The following is a 17248-nucleotide window of genomic DNA, read 5'->3' as shown; positions in this document are numbered from 1 at the left end:
TTATCAATAAAGATAACGGGCTGGATGTCGGAGCAGGGTGGCCGGTAGAGACTTGACTGATTTCGATGAAAGAGTCAAAATGTCTGATTCTACCCGCCACAGGGATGTAGGAAGTCTGCAAATAATTCTTACTTACTATACTCTCTGAGCCCATAGTAATAGAACTTCTTGATTTTTTCCTTTAGAGATGCAGGCTTAATAACTTTTGCATCTTTGCCAAAACGTTTGAAGTATTCTTCTAACTGAAGTTCAGGCCAGTCAAAATAGTACAGATCTCCTTCGATTTTTGATACGATGGGCCTGTTCTTGGTGATTACTTTAAACTTTTTAACTCCATATTTGTTTAGGCGAACAACTGCCTGAACTGTTAATGACACTGAATGAGGGCTTCGGATTGCTTTTTCCTGAAGCTCTTTTTGCATGTCACTATCTACAGTAAAGGTGTCGGAAGTTACAAAGACACTTCTAAGTCTTGATATTCTAAACGTTCTCGGGATTCGAGAATTTATATCCTTGCATAGCAGATAGTTACACTGTTCCTCTTTGGAGGGGGCAATAACATACGGCTCAACGTGGTAAGCTATATTGTCACCGGAACTTGTGGTGGTAAAAGAGATAATTCTGTGCTCTCTGAGTGCCTTCGAAATGTCCTCATAGGTATCCTTGAATATGATCGTTTCTCTTTCACTTCTCGGAATTGACAGATATGAATTAAACATGTCCTTAAGATACTGGGAAAGAGATGTATCTTTTAACATGTTATTCTCAATGATCTTGAGGATTTCATAAGAAGAGCCGCTTACAGTGAGAGTTAGGGCAGAGTTCTTGCTGCTCTGAAGGCTGTCGGTCTTGATGTAGGTGCTTACTATCTTGTCTGCCAGAAGAGCGGCATCCTTATCGCTGATTGAGGTTATACTTGTCAGATCATGTTTAATGTTGGCAAGCAGATTTTCGCTGTCATGTCTGTAGCGGTCGAAATAATTGACTATCAGCGTCTTAAGGAATGAGTTGAGGTTAACGGACTCATCCTTCTTGGTGAATTCAAAGAGCTCAGCGTCATTTATAAGTCTTGATCTTGTATCATCTGAAAGATAAATTTTATACTTCTCTGTCATAGTACACCTCTTAATTGGGGTTGCAAATATTGATTAAATAATACAAATTTCGGAATATATTTAATTATATTGGGGGTGTGATAAAGAGTCAATCTGCATCTTTTTATCTCCAAAATGTTGCGCTATGATTTAATCACAACAAAGACACAGGCAGCAATTACTACAGGATAGCTAAGTGGTTAAGCACCGGATAAATTATCCGGAGGTCGCGGGTTCGAATCTCGCTCCAACCCTTCGGGGTGTATGTGTCTTGTGAAAACAGATAGATACCTGCAGCAATTTAATCCAACGGTTCACTACAAAGGGTAGTATCCGGTTCATAGCCGGAAGGTTTGGAGGGTTCAAATCCCTCTACTGTTAAAGGAGTGTATCTAGTGATGAAAGGTGCATACAGCAATTAAAATAAGTCCGCGACTGTAAATCGCGCCCTGCTTGTGCAGGGTGAGTGGGCCGGGCACTATATCCCGGTGGCACCTTGTTTTAGAAGAGAGGAAATGACGATGTTAGATTTTTTGAAAAAAGAAGCAAATAAAACATATACAGAGAACGGCGCGGCAACTTACGTATCAACTAAGTCTGACTGCCTGGATCTCTTTGCAACAATAGGTGCGCTTAGGCACGCATCTGATGAAGACATTATATTTAGATTCACAAGAGCCTATGTTGAGGACGCCAATCTTGCAATGAAGATGCTTTTCTTTGCAAGAGACATAAGAGGCGGCCTTGGAGAGAGAAGAGTGTTCAAGGTTATCCTTAAATTTATGGCTGAGTGTGAACCTGAATCAGTGAAAAAGAATATTGAGTATGTTGCAGAGTATGGCAGATATGATGATCTTTTGGCACTGTTTGGTACACCTGTTGAAAAAGAAGTATTGGCATATTTTGATAAAGCACTCAAAGCCGATATGGCAGCTCTTGAAGCTGATAAAGAGAATGCGCAGATTTTTCTTTTGGCAAAATGGCTTCCTTCAATAAATACAAGCAATAAAGAAGCTGTAAGAAATGCAAAGAAGATCGCAAGAGCAATGAAGATGTCAGATGCTGAGTACCGTAAAGCACTCTCGGCTCTAAGGGCACAGATCAAGATTATAGAGAATAACCTCCGTGAGAGAGACTATTCTTTTGACTACGCGAAGCAACCTTCAAAAGCACTGTATAAGTACAGACAGGCTTTTATCAGAAACGATGGGGATAGGTACGAGTCTTTTATCCGTAAAGCGACCGAAGATCCTTCGGTAATGCACACCGGAACGCTTACACCGTATGATGTTATAGCTCCTGTTTTAGGGAAAAAAGAGTTCTCTGAAGCTGAGAGACGCGCCATGGATACAACATGGAATGCGCTTGAGAATTATGCAGGCTCTGACAATTCACTTGTTGTAGTCGATGGCTCGGGATCAATGTACTGGAATACCAATCCGAGTCCTGCAGCGGTGGCGCAGTCACTGGGAATTTACTTTGCAGAAAGAAATACCGGAGCTTTTCATGATCACTTCATAACTTTTTCTGCAAACCCGAGACTCATCGAAATCAAGGGAAAAGATATAGTTGATAAAGTGCGTTATTGCATGAGCTTCAATGAATGTAGCAATACAAATATAGAAAAGACATTCATGTTGATACTACACACCGCTGTAAATAATAGCCTAAAACAGTCCGACATGCCGGAAAAGCTTTACATCATTTCTGATATGGAGTTTGACAGCTGTGCCGGTGGTGCGAAAGCTACTAACTTTGAAAATGCCAAAAGAGCATTTGAAAAATATGGCTACAAGCTTCCTCAGGTAATCTTTTGGAATGTTAACAGCCGCAATATACAGCAGCCCGTCAGGATGAATGATCAAGGCGTGGCACTGGTATCGGGCTGCAGTCCGCAGGTCTTTTCAATGTTAAAAGACGGAAATCTTGAACCATATAAATTCATGATGAGCGTCCTTTCATCATCGCGGTACGAAAGGATTGCTGGCTGAGAGAACCTGACGATGTATTTTAGAGCCTGGTTCGAACGTCTTCAGGCGAGCGAATAGCGAGGGCGGAAGTTCCTTGTTAGAGAAAGTGGCTGGAAGTATGAAGACTTCCAGCCGGATTGGAAGGATACAATGAATACAATAGAGATAAGAGGTAAAGTAAATACAGCTATCTGCTACGCAAAAGTAGTGGAGGATGAGGCGATAGAGCAGATAAGACGAATGTGCGACTATCCCATGACAGAAGGTTCTAAGATCAGGATCATGCCTGACGTTCACGCTGGCAAGGGCTGCACGATCGGAACAACAATGACTATAACTGACAAAGCTGTACCTAACGTAGTCGGCGTGGATATCGGCTGCGGTATGTATACGGTTAATCTTGGCAAGCAAAAGATTGACCTCGAGAAATTTGACATGGTTGCTTTCACCATTCCATCAGGAAAAGAGGTATGGGATGGAAGAGTTGAGAAATTCGATCTTACAGAGCTTCGCTGCTACCGCCAATTAAAAGAGGCAAAGCGTCTTGAGAGATCGTTGGGAACACTTGGTGGCGGAAATCATTTCATTGAGATTGACAGAGCTGCGGATGGAACACAGTTCCTCGTTATACATTCCGGATCAAGAAATCTTGGAAAACAGGTTGCAGATCTATATCAGGCTCTTGCTGTTGACCTTGATAAGGGAATCGGCGAGTATTATGAGGCAAGAAACCTACTTATTAAGACATATAAAGAGCAGGGAAGACGAAAAGAGATTCAGGCTGCACTTAAGGAGCTCTATAACAAGAAGTTCCATGAGGGACCTATGACAATGCCTGAGGATCTGTGCTATTTATCGGGAAGATATCTTGAGGACTACCTTCATGATGTGGAGATATGCCAGAGATTTGCCAAGAGAAACCGTGAGAAGATGGCAGAGATTCTTTTGGAAAAGACAGGCCTTTCAGCCGGGGAGTCTTTTCACACAATTCATAACTACATTGACACTGAGGAGATGATCCTTAGGAAGGGCTCTATCGCGGCTCACGAGGGCGAAAAGGTTCTCATTCCCATTAATATGAGGGACGGATCTGTTCTTGCAATCGGTAAGGGAAATCCCGAGTGGAACTATTCAGCTCCTCACGGTGCAGGAAGACTTATGTCCAGAACTGCGGCGAAGAATAATCTTTCAATGGAGGAGTACAAGGAGTCTATGAAGGGAATCTACACTTCATCTGTTTGCGAGGCGACAATCGATGAGGCTCCGATGGCCTACAAGTCACTGGATGATATTATCGACGTAATCAAGGAGTCGGTGGAGATAATCGATGTGATGAAGCCTATATATAATTTTAAGGCTTCCAACTAAACTGTGGAACTTAATGATGTTCGAAGAATTTGTTGAAAAAAATATTTTAGACTATATATAATCTTGGTAAGAAACGGAGGTGATTTATATGCCAACAATTGCACCAATTTCTGAATTGCGTAATTATGGTCAGGTTCTGGATAAGGTAGAAGCAGGTAAACCCGTTTATCTTACTAAGAATGGTCGTGGACAATATAGCATACATAGCATAGAGGATGATGAGATTTTCGATAAGGCAAGGGCGATGGTCAAACTTATCAGCGAACTCAATGCCGGGTTTGCTTCCGGAGAAGAGGAAGGATGGATTAGCGACGATGAGGTTGCTGAGCACTTTAAAAATAGGCGCAGGATGGTGAAGGGCTGAAATGGATTATGAAATAGTATATTCACCGATTGCTTTGGCAGATATGGATCAGGCGTGGGATAAATTTTATGAATGAAGAATGATGAATTTGAATTTGCACTAAACTATTATTTATATCGGGTAATAAGTAAAAGTTAATTTTGCATAAGCGGCCGTTATGATAGTATTTTAAGCACATAATGGTAGTACAAATTTAATCCATAAGTGAGAAAAGTACTCGGCAAAGTATTTTAACATAGTCGGCTCAGCCGACCGGGCAACCGGAGGTTCACTGTATTTTATCGATAACCAGTCGAAAAAATGCGGTGGATCTTTTTCTTATGTGGGTAAAAACCATTATGAAGGGAGGCTTTGAATGACTATATTACAACTCAAATATGTCATTGCCATAGATGAAGAGTGCTCCATGCGTAAGGCTGCCGATAAGTTGCATGTTTCCCAGCCGGGATTATCGATAGCCATAAGAGAGCTTGAAAATGAAATTGGCATCCGGATTTTTCAAAGGGTTCATCATGGTGTTGTGACTACGGTCGCCGGGAGAACGTTTATTGCCAACGCCAGAAGCACGGTTGAGGTGTATGAGAAATTTGAGGAGAAATTCTTAAATTCGGCGAAGGTAAAACCTACATTCTCGGTTTCGATGCAGCATTATACATTTGCGGTCAATGCTTTTGTCGACTTGATAAAAGAGAATGGGTACGATGATGTTCAGTACTCCGTAAAAGAGACACAGACAAACGAAGTTATTGAGAATGTCAAAACGCTTATCTCTGAAGTTCCTTTCTTTGCTCCTGCAGCTTTTGAGTCGTCACCGGCTGAATCTGCGGCACCGTCTTTGGCAGCGGCATTTACGGTATTTCCTGTCGAACCCGAACCGCAACCTGTAAGAAATATCGAGGCGGTTACAACAGCAATCGCAGTTGCCAGAACTTTAGTAAATTTTTTCATAAATAAGATCCTCCTAAATTTTGTCAAAAACGTTTTTATGGAAAAATCAGATGCATCGTCGATTGATTATAAGTGGGATTATATGGACTGCCCGTGGTTATGTCCAATAAGCATTTTAAATTCTCGGCGATAATAACTTTTATCACAATTAAATTTTTGTATCACCAAAAATAAAATATGCAAAACAATGTAGGTGCTATTGCCGTTGTTTTTCCGCTATAATGTAAGTATGGGAAGTCAAGGGGACGGTTCAGGTGTCTCATTTGACAGTATTCTTCTTAGCGATAACGTTGAATGGCGCGTTGATAATCTTGATGTTTCAAGTGATAATATCTGTATTTTCCATGACATGAATAAAGAAAAAACTTTATGCGCAAGAGTTTGATTTAAACGATGTATACAAGTTGAAGTGAGATCTGTTGATGAAAAAAGAGATTGCGGTACATGAGTTAAGATATTCAAATACAAACACATATCTCATAGAGGGCAGCAGGGGTATGATCCTATTTGATACCGGATGGGCAGGTTCTTTTCGGGCTTTTTGCAGTGCAATGGGAAAACTGGACATCCCTGTTCAGAAAATTGATTTCATCCTCATATCACATTTTCATCCGGATCACATGGGCATTGCTCAGGAGATAGCAGATAAAGGACCGGAAATAGTTGTTATGGATGTGCAAAAAGATTATGTCCATGCAGCAGACAGTGTTTTTGCAAAAGAGAACAACGATGCGTTCATTTCTATCGATGATGATAAAGTACGATATGTAAGGATAGAAGATAGCAGGGAATTTCTTGGCACGATCGGAATAGACGGAGAAATCATTTCTACTCCCGGACACAGCGATGACAGTATTTCAATGTGGCTTGATTCGGGCGAACTCTTTGTCGGAGATCTTAATCCGCTGTATGAGCTTGAACTTCATAAGGGAACGCAGATTGAGAAAAGCTGGAACAGATTATTGGAACTGAAGCCGAGGATTGTTTATTATGGTCATGCAAAGAATGTAGATCTAAATAGTGAGGTGCCGTCTATAAAGGTGACAGATCTGCATAAGTTGGTGGCCCGGATAATGAAATATATAGATAAAGGTGTAAGCCTTGATAGGATTCAAAGAAAGACCGGAGCAGATGAAACTTTCATTGAAGATGTGACAAGAATGTATCTGACTCACAGTAATATAGATGTACAGGGGATTTTGGACAGAATAGAAATCAAAGGAAGATGAGGAGCAATTATATGGATTACGTACATACTGTACAATACTACGAAACAGATAAAATGGGGATAACGCACCATTCCAATTACATAAGATGGATGGAAGAAGCACGCGTGGATTTTTTGTCCCAAATAGGCTGGGAGTTTGCGAAGCTTGAAGCCATGGGGATTGTTTCTCCGGTGCTTGGAGTTACTTGTGATTATAAGTTACCTACTAAATTTTCCGATAAAGTTTCAATCAAGGTTTATGTCAAAGCATTTAAAGGAGTAAAGCTTTTCCTTGATTATGAAATGAAAAATGAAGAAGGAAAAATTGTGAGCGTCGGAACAACCTCACATGCATTTTTAAATACCGAAGGAAAACCAATCAGGATGAAGCAGGAGTTTCCCGAGCTGTATGAAAAACTATGCAGTATGATAGTGCAGGAGGAGTGACGGTATGTGACAAGGGGACGGTTCTTCTGTCACGCTTGTCACATTTGATAGACAAGTTAAGGGGACAGAAGAACCGTCCCTTTGACATATTGAAAGTGAGTAAAGCCAAATGAATTTTATAATAAAGCATTTTAGTGAGCTCAGTACGACAGAGCTATATGAAATATTAAAAACAAGATTTGAGATTTTCGTTACAGAACAGGAGTGTATCTATCAGGATCTGGATGACAAGGATCAGGATGCAATTCACGTTTTTTGCTTTAACGATGTCGGAAGAGTTGCAGGCTGTCTTCGGGTATTTTGGAAAGATCATGACGAGGCGGCAGGCGTTGCACAGATTGGCAGAGTGGTAACACTTGAACATGGAAAAGGAATAGGCGGTCAGATGCTTCATGAGGGTGTCAGAGTCGCTACAGAACAGCTTAAAGCAAAAGAAATATATCTTGAAGCATAACAGTACGCCATTGGCTACTACGCGAAAGAGGGTTTCGAAGTCGTATCAGAGCCGTTCATGGAAGACGGAATCCCCCACGTGCAGATGCTCCGCCAAGGATGACAAGGGGGATGACAAGGGGACGGTTCAGGTGTCACGCGTGACATTGGCGTGACATTGGGACGGTTCATTTGTCACGCCTGTCCTCTTGACAAATATCGTGGAAATACCTGTAATAATAACTACAATCGAGGTTTTGATTACAAGTTCTTTTATCATACCCTGAAAAGAGTTCATGTTATGTAGCCAATCTCCGTACAGTATAGCCAGATAAATTGCGGCTATTGAAATGTACCATCCCCAATGGGCGGAGACGTCATGTTTTTCATATCTATATATGTGGATGAACAGTAATATCATGTTTACTGTGAAAGTTATTATCAAGATATTATTCAGAAATGGCCCTATTGATGATGGCTCCATTTCGAAAAGGGTAGAACCACTTGCGGTATTTAACAGGACAATCCACGTTGATAAAGCGATTACAAAAAGAGTTAGTAACGCAATTAGCTTTGAAAATGTGGAAAACTTATCTGAATTAATATGTGATTGTGGATTTGATGAGTAGAAAAACGCTGTTGAGGCGAATGAGATTATCATCAATAGCACATATGCCCAAGCCGGTTTATCGCCAAAGATAAAACGGTTATCTCCAAGCGCAGAAAAACCGGATAAGATACAGCAAACAATAGGCACAAGTTGTAAACAGTGCCTAATGAAGTTCCTTCTATTCTTGCGTTGTTGGAGCTTTGCAGCTCTGACGATTTCTATCAACGCAGTTTCATCGTAATCGTCTTTTGTTCCAGTAACAATGTCTTGAATACGTAGATCTAGAGTTGTTGCCAGATTCTCTAATAATTCAACATCAGGAAAACTTTTACCTTTTTCCCATCTTGAAACAGCTTTGTTGGTTACTCCAAGTAAATCGCCCAACTCAGTTTGTGTATAGTTCTTTTTTATTCTTGCTTCTTTAATCAGAGTGCCGGTTTTCATTTTATCCATGTGCTCAGCCTCCTTTTTGCACTTTAAGTGTATCAGTAGGAATGCCTGTTATCAATCTATTGTAACGAGAACAAGTCATTGGAAGTCATTGGGACGGTTCAGCTGTCACTTTTGACATGAATGGAAGCATGGTGGCAGAACCGTCTTTTTAAGATTATGAACAGCATGACATAACAAATTTTATATGCCTCTTGACGAAGAAAGGTATGTAGCCATATGATGATTATGGTATTTAAAATTTTTTTTAAACAGTTTTTGGGAAAAGAGTGTAACGTATGGGCGAAACAAATATATTCAAGGTGCTCGCCGATAAACAGCGGCGCGATATCCTTGTAATGCTCAAGGATGGCAGGATGAATGCCGGAGAGATTGCGGAAAAGCTTGAAATAACCCCGGCGGCTCTGTCTTATCATCTAAAGCTTCTTAAAGGTGCTGACCTCATCATGGAATATAAGCAGAAAAATTTTATCTATTATGAGATCAACGCAACAGTATTTGAGGAGCTGATTTTGTGGATTGGGCAGTTTGGAGGAGGAAGAAAATGAAAAAGATAATGTGGAGCATCTCTTTTATTATGTTGATCGGAACAATTATCGCGATTCAATTTTTACCGGAAAGTGTCCCGATGCATTATGATGCTGCAGGAAATGTTACGCGATGGGGTTCTAAGAATGAAAACCTGGTTTTTCCAATTATCAATTTAGTGATGGCATTTGCCTGGACAATGTGCAGTGGCTTTTTTGAGAAAAAAGCTCTGAAATCCACTGATGAAAAGGATTGCGCAGAGGCAAAATCCAATGCAAAAGTGATCGGTTATGTTGGCGCGGGAATGGCTGCGATGTTCACTGTAATGCAGGGATTCATTTTGCTTGGCGAATATAAAGGCGCTATTTCGGGAGCGACAAAACAAGTGGTTGATATTGGAAAAATAACAGTAATCTCGATGGGAGGACTATGTATCTGGCTTGGGAATATCATGCCCAAAACACGAATGAATACGATGGTTGGAGTACAGATATGTTGGAGTATGTATAATGACACTACTTGGAAAAAGAGCAATCATTTCGGCGGTGTTGCATTTGTTGTTGCCGGAGTTCTTACGATCATCACTGCATTTCTCATGAAAAGCTCGCTTGGTTCAGCGATGCTTTTGGTGGGATATGTATGCGTGGCATCAATTGTAACTTTTGCTTATGCGTATAAAGTATACAAAGCTGAAGTAAAAGGAAAAGAGCTTGGATGAACCGTCCCTTTGCCTTCTTGCAATGAAAAGATACTCAACCACTGGTTGAGTTGCCAAATTCAACCTATAATTCGTGTACATCCGCTTACAGAAAATGTAAAGTTCTCTATGAAAGGAGACAATTTGATGAATCAGATAGAGACCGGGAAATTTATCGCAGCTTGCAGAAAAGAAAAGGGTATGACACAGGCTCAATTAGCAGAAAAGCTAAATATAACTGACAGGGCAGTTTCTAAATGGGAAACTGGAAAGAGTATGCCTGATTCTTCTATCATGCTGGAGCTTTGCAATATCCTGGATGTAACTGTCAACGAATTACTGAGTGGAGAGAGGATAGAAGTGAGCAATTATGAAGAAAAAGCCAGTGAGAATCTCATTGAGCTTAAGAAGAAAGATGAGAACAATATAAACAAAAATGTAGTGATATCAATTATCTATACAATAACTATGGCGATAGGAATAATAGTCTGCTGTATATGCGATGTTGCAATCACAGGAAAATTGACTTGGTCGCTTATAACGTTTAATTCAATAATGTTTGCCTGGATAATATCTTTTCCGGTGATATTACTTGGGAAAAAAGGAATTTTGATAGCGCTTACCGTTTGTAGCATTTTTGTTTTCCCATTTTTATATATACTTGGGGCGCTGATAGAAGTACGAGAAGTATTTGCTATCGGTGCGGTAATGGCAGTGATAGCACTTGTTTTCTTTTGGGGCATCTATGCTTTGTTCAAACATTTTAAAGAAAGGAAGATGTTATCTGCCGGATTTGCTTTCCTACTTGCGATTCCGTTTACTCTTTTAGTGAATATATCTTTATCCAAGATGGTAGGCGAACCTGTAATTGATATATTTGATGTTATTTCAGGATTTGTCTTGCTAATAGTAGCGGCAGCGTTTTTCTTCGGAGATTATGCCAAGAAAAACGGTTATGTAAATTGAAAATAAAGTGAAGTCAAGGGGACGGTTCAGCTGTCAAAGAAGACAAAGGGACGGTTCGTCTGTCACACCTGGTATCGGCTGTCCCTTTGACATAGTCTTTTTACACATTGTTTGAGAATGAAATAGAAACTAAAAATAGAGCATTTAAGCATTTTAGAGATAGTCTAAGGTGCTTTTTTATTTAAGGCAGTTGTATTCCAAACGGAACATCCGCCTTTTTTCTATGTCAAAAATGAAAGGAGAACAGAAATTATGAATTTTGTCGCAAAGGTTATGTGAGACAATTCTACGTACTTTGAACACCACCTATTTCCAACAAATTAGGTATAACACATGTTATATATGATTAGATCTAGACACAGATGACAAAGCTGATCAACAACCGCGATAAGGATATTATGGGAGGTATATTATGAGTGAGTATGAGAAAATCTACGGATATGCGAGGGTTTCGACTCGTGAACAAAATGAGGATAGACAGATAGTTGCCCTTAAAGAAATGGGTGTTCCTGAGGAAAACATATATCTTGATAAGCTGTCGGGTAAAAACTTTGAAAGGCCTCAGTATAAGCGGCTTCTTAGGAAATTGAACAAGAAATCTGTATTGTATATCAAGTCAATAGATAGGTTGGGGCGTAGCTATCGTGATCTCAGTGAGCAGTGGCGCATCATAACTAAGGAAAAAGGTGCTGATGTGGTAGTAATTGACATGCCTATCCTTGATACCAGAAGAGAAAGAAATCTTCTCGGAACACTTATCAGTGATCTTGTATTGGCTCTTTTATCTTATGTTGCAGAGTCTGAGTACAGAACTATTCATCAAAGACAGGCAGAAGGTATAGCAGCTGCCAGAGCAAGAGGTGTCAAATTGGGGAGAAAGCCATCGCCACTACCACCGAACTTCCATGAGGTTTATCAAAGATGGAAAAATAAGAAAATTTCTGTGAAGCAAGCAGCTTTTGAGTGTAGTATGCCACAGGCAACCTTTTATTACAGAGCCAAAGGGTATAAGAATACCAATCTCATAAATGAATGAAAAAGTTCAAGAAGGTGTACTTTCTTGAACTTTTATCGGAACTATTTGGTTTCTACTAATATACCATATTTCGTTTATTACTTCTGTAAAATTTGTATAAACACGATAATATATGGCTTAATTGCAAACAATCCTCAATGGCAGTTTGTCCAATATCCCTTATTCAAGAAAGTACACATTATAAAACGAGAAGGGGACGTATTATGTCAAATTTTTTTGCACTTGTGTTTCTTGTAGCGGTTGTTTTGGCAATTATTTTCCTGAGAAAATCAAGCAAACTTAAGAAAAGCGGGGTGGATAATGCTCAAGCTAAGAAAATTGGTCTTATCTCAATCGGAGTAGCTGTCATTGCAATTATAGTAGTCGGTCTAACTGCACCTGCAACAGAAGATAGTGCTATAAGTGAAGAACCAAAAACAGAAAGTAGTGACAGTATTGTAGTTATCAATGCAGATGAGCTGGGGGAATATGGACAAGAATTGGTATTGAATGAAAATACAGATTCTCCGGACAATACAATAGGTCATTTTGTTCCTATAGGAAAATACAAAGTAACTAATAAGGGAAAATATCCAACCCAAGTTAATGTCTATAAAAATGAAAAACATGTTACAGAAGAAGGCTGGGAAGAATGGGCTGATGGAAACGTAGTTCTCATTGATGTTGGAGAAAGTGCAGAGATAGAAGTGCAAGATGGATATTTTGTAAATGTAGATGCACCGGCACATATTGAACTTGAAGCGATTAACTAAAAAAAGGAGAAATAATATTATGAAATGTCCTAAATGTGGAAATGAGAATTGTTCAATTATTAATGAAACTACAACTAAGGGAAAGGATTTTAGCGCCGGAAAAGGATGTCTTGGAGCATTATTGCTAGGACCACTTGGAATTCTTTGTGGAGGGTGTGGAAAAGGGAAGCAGACAATGAATATAAATTATTGGGTTTGTAATAAATGTGGATACAAGTGGAAAATGTAATGAATAAAAGGGATAAGGCGTGGATCAAGCTGATGGGACTTGGTCATTGGCTTGGATGCCATCAAATGGAAAGTAGGAGCTTTTCTTTGTGGGGGTATCAATTTCCATTATGTGCAAGGTGTACAGGAGTACTTATAGGTGAAATACTTGGAATTATCATGATTATTCTAGGTATACATTTGGAGTGGTCGCTGATAATTGCATTCATTTTGGTAATGGGGGCAGATTGGTTTGTTCAATATATTGAATTGGTAATGTCAAATAATGTACGTAGACTGATTACAGGTACTATGTGTGGAATAGGAGTTACGTACGTTTACTTTTATGTTATCAGAAATATTGTTAAGTTGTTTATGCTGAAATTTTAGTAAAAGACAATCCAGAAACACCATAGATTAGAAATAGTCTATGTTTTATATATTTTTTAAATTACGCTATTTGGGAAAGTGAGGTATTGCAAATGAAGTTACTTATGAAAAGAAATCTTGCTGTAATTACAGCATTTTTCATGGTTATAGGAATGTTTACCGCAAGTGATGTGAAGATCAATGCAGCAGGTGGAGACACTACTGTGTATATTACTAAGACGGGTGAAAAGTATCATAATGATGGTTGCAGTAGTCTCAGTAAGAGTAAGATACAGACAACCCTTCAAAGTGCGGTAGATAAAGGATATGAAGCATGTAAAAAATGTAAGCCTCCTAAGCTTGATACTGCAAGTGCAGACACAGCAGTAAAGACAAATGTTGCAGCGGCACCTGCTAATGTAGCAACTCCTGCAGCAGCTACCAATGGTGATACTACTGTATATACCACTAAGTCCGGTAAGAAATATCACGCTGACGGTTGTAAAAGTTTGGGTAAAAGTAAGATAAAGACAACGCTTCAGAGTGCGGTAGATAAAGGCTATGAGGCATGTAAAATATGCAAACCGCCTGTGCTTAATGCAACAGAGGCAGCAGCGGCTCCACAGGCTAATGCAGCATCCGTAGCAGTTGAAGCACTTAAGACATACAAAGGGAATACCGAAGAATTCAACGCATATTCTTACTACATAAATAACCTGGATCTCCAGACTGCAATAGGCGCGGACGGAGACAAGCTGTTAAAGCACTACAATGAATATGGTAAGAAAGAGGGAAGAATAGCAAAGTAAAAAAGGGAAGTCAAGGGGACGGTTCAGCTGTCACATGGAAGTCAAGAGGACGGATGTGACAGCTGAACCGTCCCCTTGACATGTCGTCCCCTTGACATGTCATGCGTTGTAAGAAATGATATAGGATGGAGGAACCGATATGTTTTTTAAGAAAAAAAGAGAAATAAAAACATATGACAGGGAGAACCGGCGTCCTGTTATCAAAGCAAGCATATGTAACGGCGAGCAGGTCGCGGGATTCCGGGATATACATACAGGGGCGTTTGAGGAAGTCATGCTTATCAGGGGAGATGACGATCTTGCAGAGTTCATGCGCATGTATGGAATCGAAGGAAAAATCGAGAAAATATACTGATAATGGCGATAGCGCCAAGAAGGATGGAAAATTTGTAAATGCTGAATTACAGAGAAATGTCAGTAACGGACGATGCCGCTGTTGCTAAGCTTATAAGGGATAATCTGAAAAAATATAAACTCGATATTCCGGGAACTGTGTATTTTGATGAGGGGCTGGATCATCTTAGCGATTATTACGGCGCTGATGAGAGAAAATATTTTGTCATAGAAGGCGCCCACAGGAAAATTATCGGCGGGATCGGCTATGCAAAGTTGGAATGGATGGAAGATACGGCGGAGCTTCAAAAACTCTATCTTGATGATTCTGCAAAAGGTTCGGGGCTTGGTTATGAGCTGATCAAGATAATAGAGGACCGGATGCTGGCTTCGGGATATAAATATTCATATCTTGAGACGCATGACAATCTGCAGGCTGCAATCCATATTTACGAAAAGAGCGGATATACCGAGATATCAAGACCTAAAGAAGTAGTACATAGTGCAATGAACAGATTTTTTAAGAAAAACCTGTAAAAAAATAAGACGGAGTCAGCGGCATGATAAGAAAAGCAGAAGTAGGCGATCTATCGAGGATTGGTGAGATTCTTGTGTTTGCAAAAAGAATAAAGTACAGGCCTATTTTTCGAAATGATGAATATTCTTTTAATGAGTTGCAGGTTATAAAGCTTGCCGATAAATATGGGAAATCAGAAATTCTTGATAATATCTGGGTGTACGATGACGGCATAGTTAAGGGAATGCTCCATGTAAAAGAAAAAGAAATAGCTGAACTTTATGTTGATTATTTTTTCTGGAATCAGGGAATTGGCTCGGAACTTATAGGATTTGCAAAAGAAAAGTTTGATGCATCCTTCTTATGGGCACTTGAGAAAAATACCGATGCCATAAAATTTTATGAGGCGCATGGATTTAAACTTAACGGAAAAAGGCAATTAGAGGAAGGCACGCCGGAGTATCTGGTGATGCTGGAGCGACAAAATATGAAGATGTCGGCGCATTAGCTTGGTAGAAAGGACATGCGTAATTTGTACGTGAATGGGTTACAAGCTATAATATATGTACATTTGAGGCGATAGTTTTAAAGTTAGTGTGTCAGTGCACTGACGGCAATGGGAGACTTCGGAAAAAGCCTGTAGAGACATTATTTTGAAAAAAGAAGGGAAAATGGGAATGGTAAAACATGTGATTTTATGGACACTTAAGGATGAGTTTTCAGAAGAAGAGAAGCTTGGCATCAAGCAGGGGATAAAAGAAGGACTTGAGGGCCTTAAAGGTAAGGTTCCGGGAATCGTGGATATCAAGGTTAATATAAATGGTCTTGCTTCTTCAAATGCCGATCTGATGCTGGATTCAACTTTTGAGAATGAGGATGCTCTTAAGGCATATGCGGTACATCCCAATCACGTGGCAGTTGCTGATTCTAAGGTAAGACCTTACACAAAGATCAGAAGCTGTCTGGATTACGAAATCTGAAAGCAACTCTATTGAGAAGATACAGCAAATTGGATTTCTAATTTACCATAATTTTAATAAGCAGAGAAGCTCATCAAGCAAAGGATAAACATAAAAGTTCTATGGTTTTTGCAATACATTTTGCAAAAGTCATAGGACTTTTTGTGTATAACTTGCAAAAGTCATAGGAGTTTTGCAATATGCATAGAGAAATATTAAATAATCTGGAAAAATGGAAAGATAAGTCACGTAGAAAGCCATTTTTTGACACCTACAGGGCCAAAGTGTTGGAGAAGCAAACTGCCGCTATTTTGTGTTTTGCAATTAGTATGAAGTATGATATTATGATTTGGCTAATTAGTTAATGAAGTAGATAGAGGGAATTACTCCCTGAGAATGAGGTTGTGATGCTTAATCAGTTTTCAAGGACACAGTTGTTATATGGTGCAGATTCTATGGCTAAGCTGCAGGCTTCCCGCGTTGCCGTTTTTGGAATAGGCGGAGTAGGCGGTTATGTGGTGGAAGCTCTTGTAAGGAGCGGAGTGGGCGCCATTGATCTTATAGATGATGACAAGGTGTGCCTCACAAATATAAATCGTCAGATACTTGCAACAAGGAAAACAGTCGGAAAATATAAGGTAGATGTTGCGGAAGAGCGTATACATGAGATAAATCCCGACTGCGAAGTCAGAGGATACAAGACTTTTTTCCTTCCCGATACTCAGGATCAGTTTGATTTTACGGAATATGATTACGTTGTTGATGCAATCGATACTGTTACGGGAAAGCTTGCAATAATAGAAAAAGCAAGAGATGCAGGCGTGCCCGTCATCTCATCAATGGGTGCCGGAAACAAAGTAAACGCGGCAATGTTCGAGGTGGCTGACATATATGAAACCTCAATTTGTCCGCTGGCCAAGGTTATGAGACGTGAATGCAGGAAAAGAGGTATCGAATCTCTTAAGGTAGTATATTCCAAGGAAAAGCCGATAAGACCGTATGAGGATATGTCGATAAGTTGCAGACAGCACTGCATCTGCCCTCCGGGAACAGCAAGAAAATGCACGGAGAGAAGAGATATCCCCGGATCGACCGCATTTGTTCCTTCAGTAGTGGGCTTGATCATCGCAGGTGAGATAATCAACGATATCACAGGCAAATGATGCCATTTCGGGAATTTTTTAA

At 39.9% G+C, this 17248-nt stretch carries 24 protein-coding genes and 1 tRNA gene; 23 read left to right on the top strand and 2 right to left on the bottom strand.

All coding sequences use genetic code 11. The features are described 5' to 3' along the window. Window positions 1–128 precede the first annotated feature (128 nt). Window positions 129–1115 carry a WYL domain-containing protein gene (locus tag BLP87_RS14165; protein WP_074463254.1) on the bottom strand — a complete coding sequence of 329 codons (987 nt, stop codon included), beginning with the start codon at window positions 1113–1115 and terminating at the stop codon, window positions 129–131. 165 nt (window positions 1116–1280) lie between these two features. On the opposite strand from BLP87_RS14165, the gene BLP87_RS14160 reads away from it, so the two are divergent. From BLP87_RS14160 to BLP87_RS16610, 10 genes are all read left to right on the top strand, one after another. Then, window positions 1281–1345: transfer RNA gene (locus BLP87_RS14160), tRNA-Ile, on the top strand. Window positions 1346–1615: 270 nt separating this feature from the next. Next, on the top strand, window positions 1616–3085 hold the full coding sequence (locus tag BLP87_RS14155) for a DUF2828 family protein (RefSeq protein ID WP_074463253.1): 1470 nt from the start codon (window positions 1616–1618) through the stop codon (window positions 3083–3085). Window positions 3086–3214: 129 nt separating this feature from the next. Beyond that, entirely contained in the window at window positions 3215–4432 is a 1218-nt protein-coding gene (locus tag BLP87_RS14150) for an RtcB family protein (protein WP_074463252.1), read from the top strand. 88 nt (window positions 4433–4520) lie between these two features. Then, a complete protein-coding gene (locus BLP87_RS14145; protein ID WP_074463251.1) occupies window positions 4521–4796 on the top strand; it encodes a type II toxin-antitoxin system prevent-host-death family antitoxin in 276 nt (91 codons plus the stop codon). 355 nt (window positions 4797–5151) lie between these two features. After that, the gene (locus BLP87_RS15770; RefSeq protein ID WP_083334633.1) at window positions 5152–5877 is read left to right on the top strand and encodes a LysR family transcriptional regulator; all 726 of its coding nucleotides are present in this window, start codon (window positions 5152–5154) and stop codon (window positions 5875–5877) included. A gap of 96 nt (window positions 5878–5973) precedes the next feature. Beyond that, window positions 5974–6129 (top strand): hypothetical protein, encoded by a 156-nt coding sequence (locus BLP87_RS16155; RefSeq protein ID WP_176756664.1) that lies wholly within the window; start codon window positions 5974–5976, stop codon window positions 6127–6129. A gap of 37 nt (window positions 6130–6166) precedes the next feature. After that, complete coding sequence (locus BLP87_RS14130; RefSeq protein ID WP_074463249.1) at window positions 6167–6973, top strand: MBL fold metallo-hydrolase; 807 nt, start codon at window positions 6167–6169, stop codon at window positions 6971–6973. A gap of 11 nt (window positions 6974–6984) precedes the next feature. Further along, window positions 6985–7398: an acyl-CoA thioesterase gene (locus tag BLP87_RS14125; protein ID WP_074463248.1), complete on the top strand. Its 414-nt coding sequence runs from the start codon at window positions 6985–6987 to the stop codon at window positions 7396–7398. A gap of 109 nt (window positions 7399–7507) precedes the next feature. Continuing rightward, entirely contained in the window at window positions 7508–7852 is a 345-nt protein-coding gene (locus tag BLP87_RS14120; protein WP_242871874.1) for a GNAT family N-acetyltransferase, read from the top strand. A 9-nt stretch (window positions 7853–7861) separates the two neighbouring features. Further along, window positions 7862–7954, top strand: coding sequence for a GNAT family N-acetyltransferase (locus BLP87_RS16610; RefSeq protein WP_278308275.1), 93 nt, complete (start codon window positions 7862–7864; stop codon window positions 7952–7954). A 24-nt stretch (window positions 7955–7978) separates the two neighbouring features. On the opposite strand, the gene BLP87_RS14115 is transcribed toward BLP87_RS16610, so the two are convergent. Continuing rightward, window positions 7979–8893 (bottom strand): helix-turn-helix domain-containing protein, encoded by a 915-nt coding sequence (locus BLP87_RS14115; protein WP_074463247.1) that lies wholly within the window; start codon window positions 8891–8893, stop codon window positions 7979–7981. Window positions 8894–9168: 275 nt separating this feature from the next. On the opposite strand from BLP87_RS14115, the gene BLP87_RS14110 reads away from it, so the two are divergent. The 13 genes from BLP87_RS14110 (at window position 9169) to BLP87_RS14050 (ending at window position 17226) form a co-directional block, all read left to right on the top strand. Beyond that, window positions 9169–9438 carry an autorepressor SdpR family transcription factor gene (locus tag BLP87_RS14110; protein WP_074463246.1) on the top strand — a complete coding sequence of 90 codons (270 nt, stop codon included), beginning with the start codon at window positions 9169–9171 and terminating at the stop codon, window positions 9436–9438. After that, window positions 9435–10136 carry a DUF1648 domain-containing protein gene (locus BLP87_RS14105; protein WP_074463245.1) on the top strand — a complete coding sequence of 234 codons (702 nt, stop codon included), beginning with the start codon at window positions 9435–9437 and terminating at the stop codon, window positions 10134–10136. The genes BLP87_RS14110 and BLP87_RS14105 overlap by 4 nt, the downstream gene beginning before the upstream one ends. A gap of 126 nt (window positions 10137–10262) precedes the next feature. Continuing rightward, entirely contained in the window at window positions 10263–11081 is an 819-nt protein-coding gene (locus tag BLP87_RS14100; protein ID WP_074463244.1) for a helix-turn-helix domain-containing protein, read from the top strand. 412 nt (window positions 11082–11493) lie between these two features. Next, complete coding sequence (locus BLP87_RS14095; protein WP_074463243.1) at window positions 11494–12117, top strand: recombinase family protein; 624 nt, start codon at window positions 11494–11496, stop codon at window positions 12115–12117. Window positions 12118–12320: 203 nt separating this feature from the next. After that, window positions 12321–12869: a hypothetical protein gene (locus BLP87_RS14090; RefSeq protein WP_074463242.1), complete on the top strand. Its 549-nt coding sequence runs from the start codon at window positions 12321–12323 to the stop codon at window positions 12867–12869. A 19-nt stretch (window positions 12870–12888) separates the two neighbouring features. Beyond that, the gene (locus BLP87_RS14085) at window positions 12889–13098 is read left to right on the top strand and encodes a hypothetical protein (RefSeq protein WP_083334632.1); all 210 of its coding nucleotides are present in this window, start codon (window positions 12889–12891) and stop codon (window positions 13096–13098) included. After that, on the top strand, window positions 13074–13466 hold the full coding sequence (locus BLP87_RS16550; RefSeq protein WP_083334631.1) for a DUF2085 domain-containing protein: 393 nt from the start codon (window positions 13074–13076) through the stop codon (window positions 13464–13466). The genes BLP87_RS14085 and BLP87_RS16550 overlap by 25 nt, the downstream gene beginning before the upstream one ends. A 92-nt stretch (window positions 13467–13558) precedes the next feature. Continuing rightward, window positions 13559–14254, top strand: coding sequence for a hypothetical protein (locus tag BLP87_RS16150; protein WP_074463240.1), 696 nt, complete (start codon window positions 13559–13561; stop codon window positions 14252–14254). A gap of 139 nt (window positions 14255–14393) precedes the next feature. After that, window positions 14394–14609, top strand: coding sequence for an aspartate dehydrogenase (locus BLP87_RS14070; RefSeq protein WP_074463239.1), 216 nt, complete (start codon window positions 14394–14396; stop codon window positions 14607–14609). Window positions 14610–14647: 38 nt separating this feature from the next. Further along, window positions 14648–15124: a GNAT family N-acetyltransferase gene (locus BLP87_RS14065; protein WP_074463238.1), complete on the top strand. Its 477-nt coding sequence runs from the start codon at window positions 14648–14650 to the stop codon at window positions 15122–15124. Window positions 15125–15147: 23 nt separating this feature from the next. After that, entirely contained in the window at window positions 15148–15612 is a 465-nt protein-coding gene (locus tag BLP87_RS14060) for a GNAT family N-acetyltransferase (protein WP_074463237.1), read from the top strand. 169 nt (window positions 15613–15781) lie between these two features. Then, window positions 15782–16084 carry a Dabb family protein gene (locus BLP87_RS14055; protein ID WP_074463265.1) on the top strand — a complete coding sequence of 101 codons (303 nt, stop codon included), beginning with the start codon at window positions 15782–15784 and terminating at the stop codon, window positions 16082–16084. A gap of 386 nt (window positions 16085–16470) precedes the next feature. Next, on the top strand, window positions 16471–17226 hold the full coding sequence (locus tag BLP87_RS14050) for a tRNA threonylcarbamoyladenosine dehydratase (RefSeq protein ID WP_026656050.1): 756 nt from the start codon (window positions 16471–16473) through the stop codon (window positions 17224–17226). The last annotated feature ends 22 nt before the right edge of the window (window positions 17227–17248 follow it).

This window comes from Butyrivibrio hungatei (assembly GCF_900101605.1).
GTDB classification, from domain to species: Bacteria; Bacillota; Clostridia; order Lachnospirales; family Lachnospiraceae; genus Butyrivibrio; species Butyrivibrio hungatei_B.
This window is presented reverse-complemented; position numbering and strand designations above follow the sequence as displayed.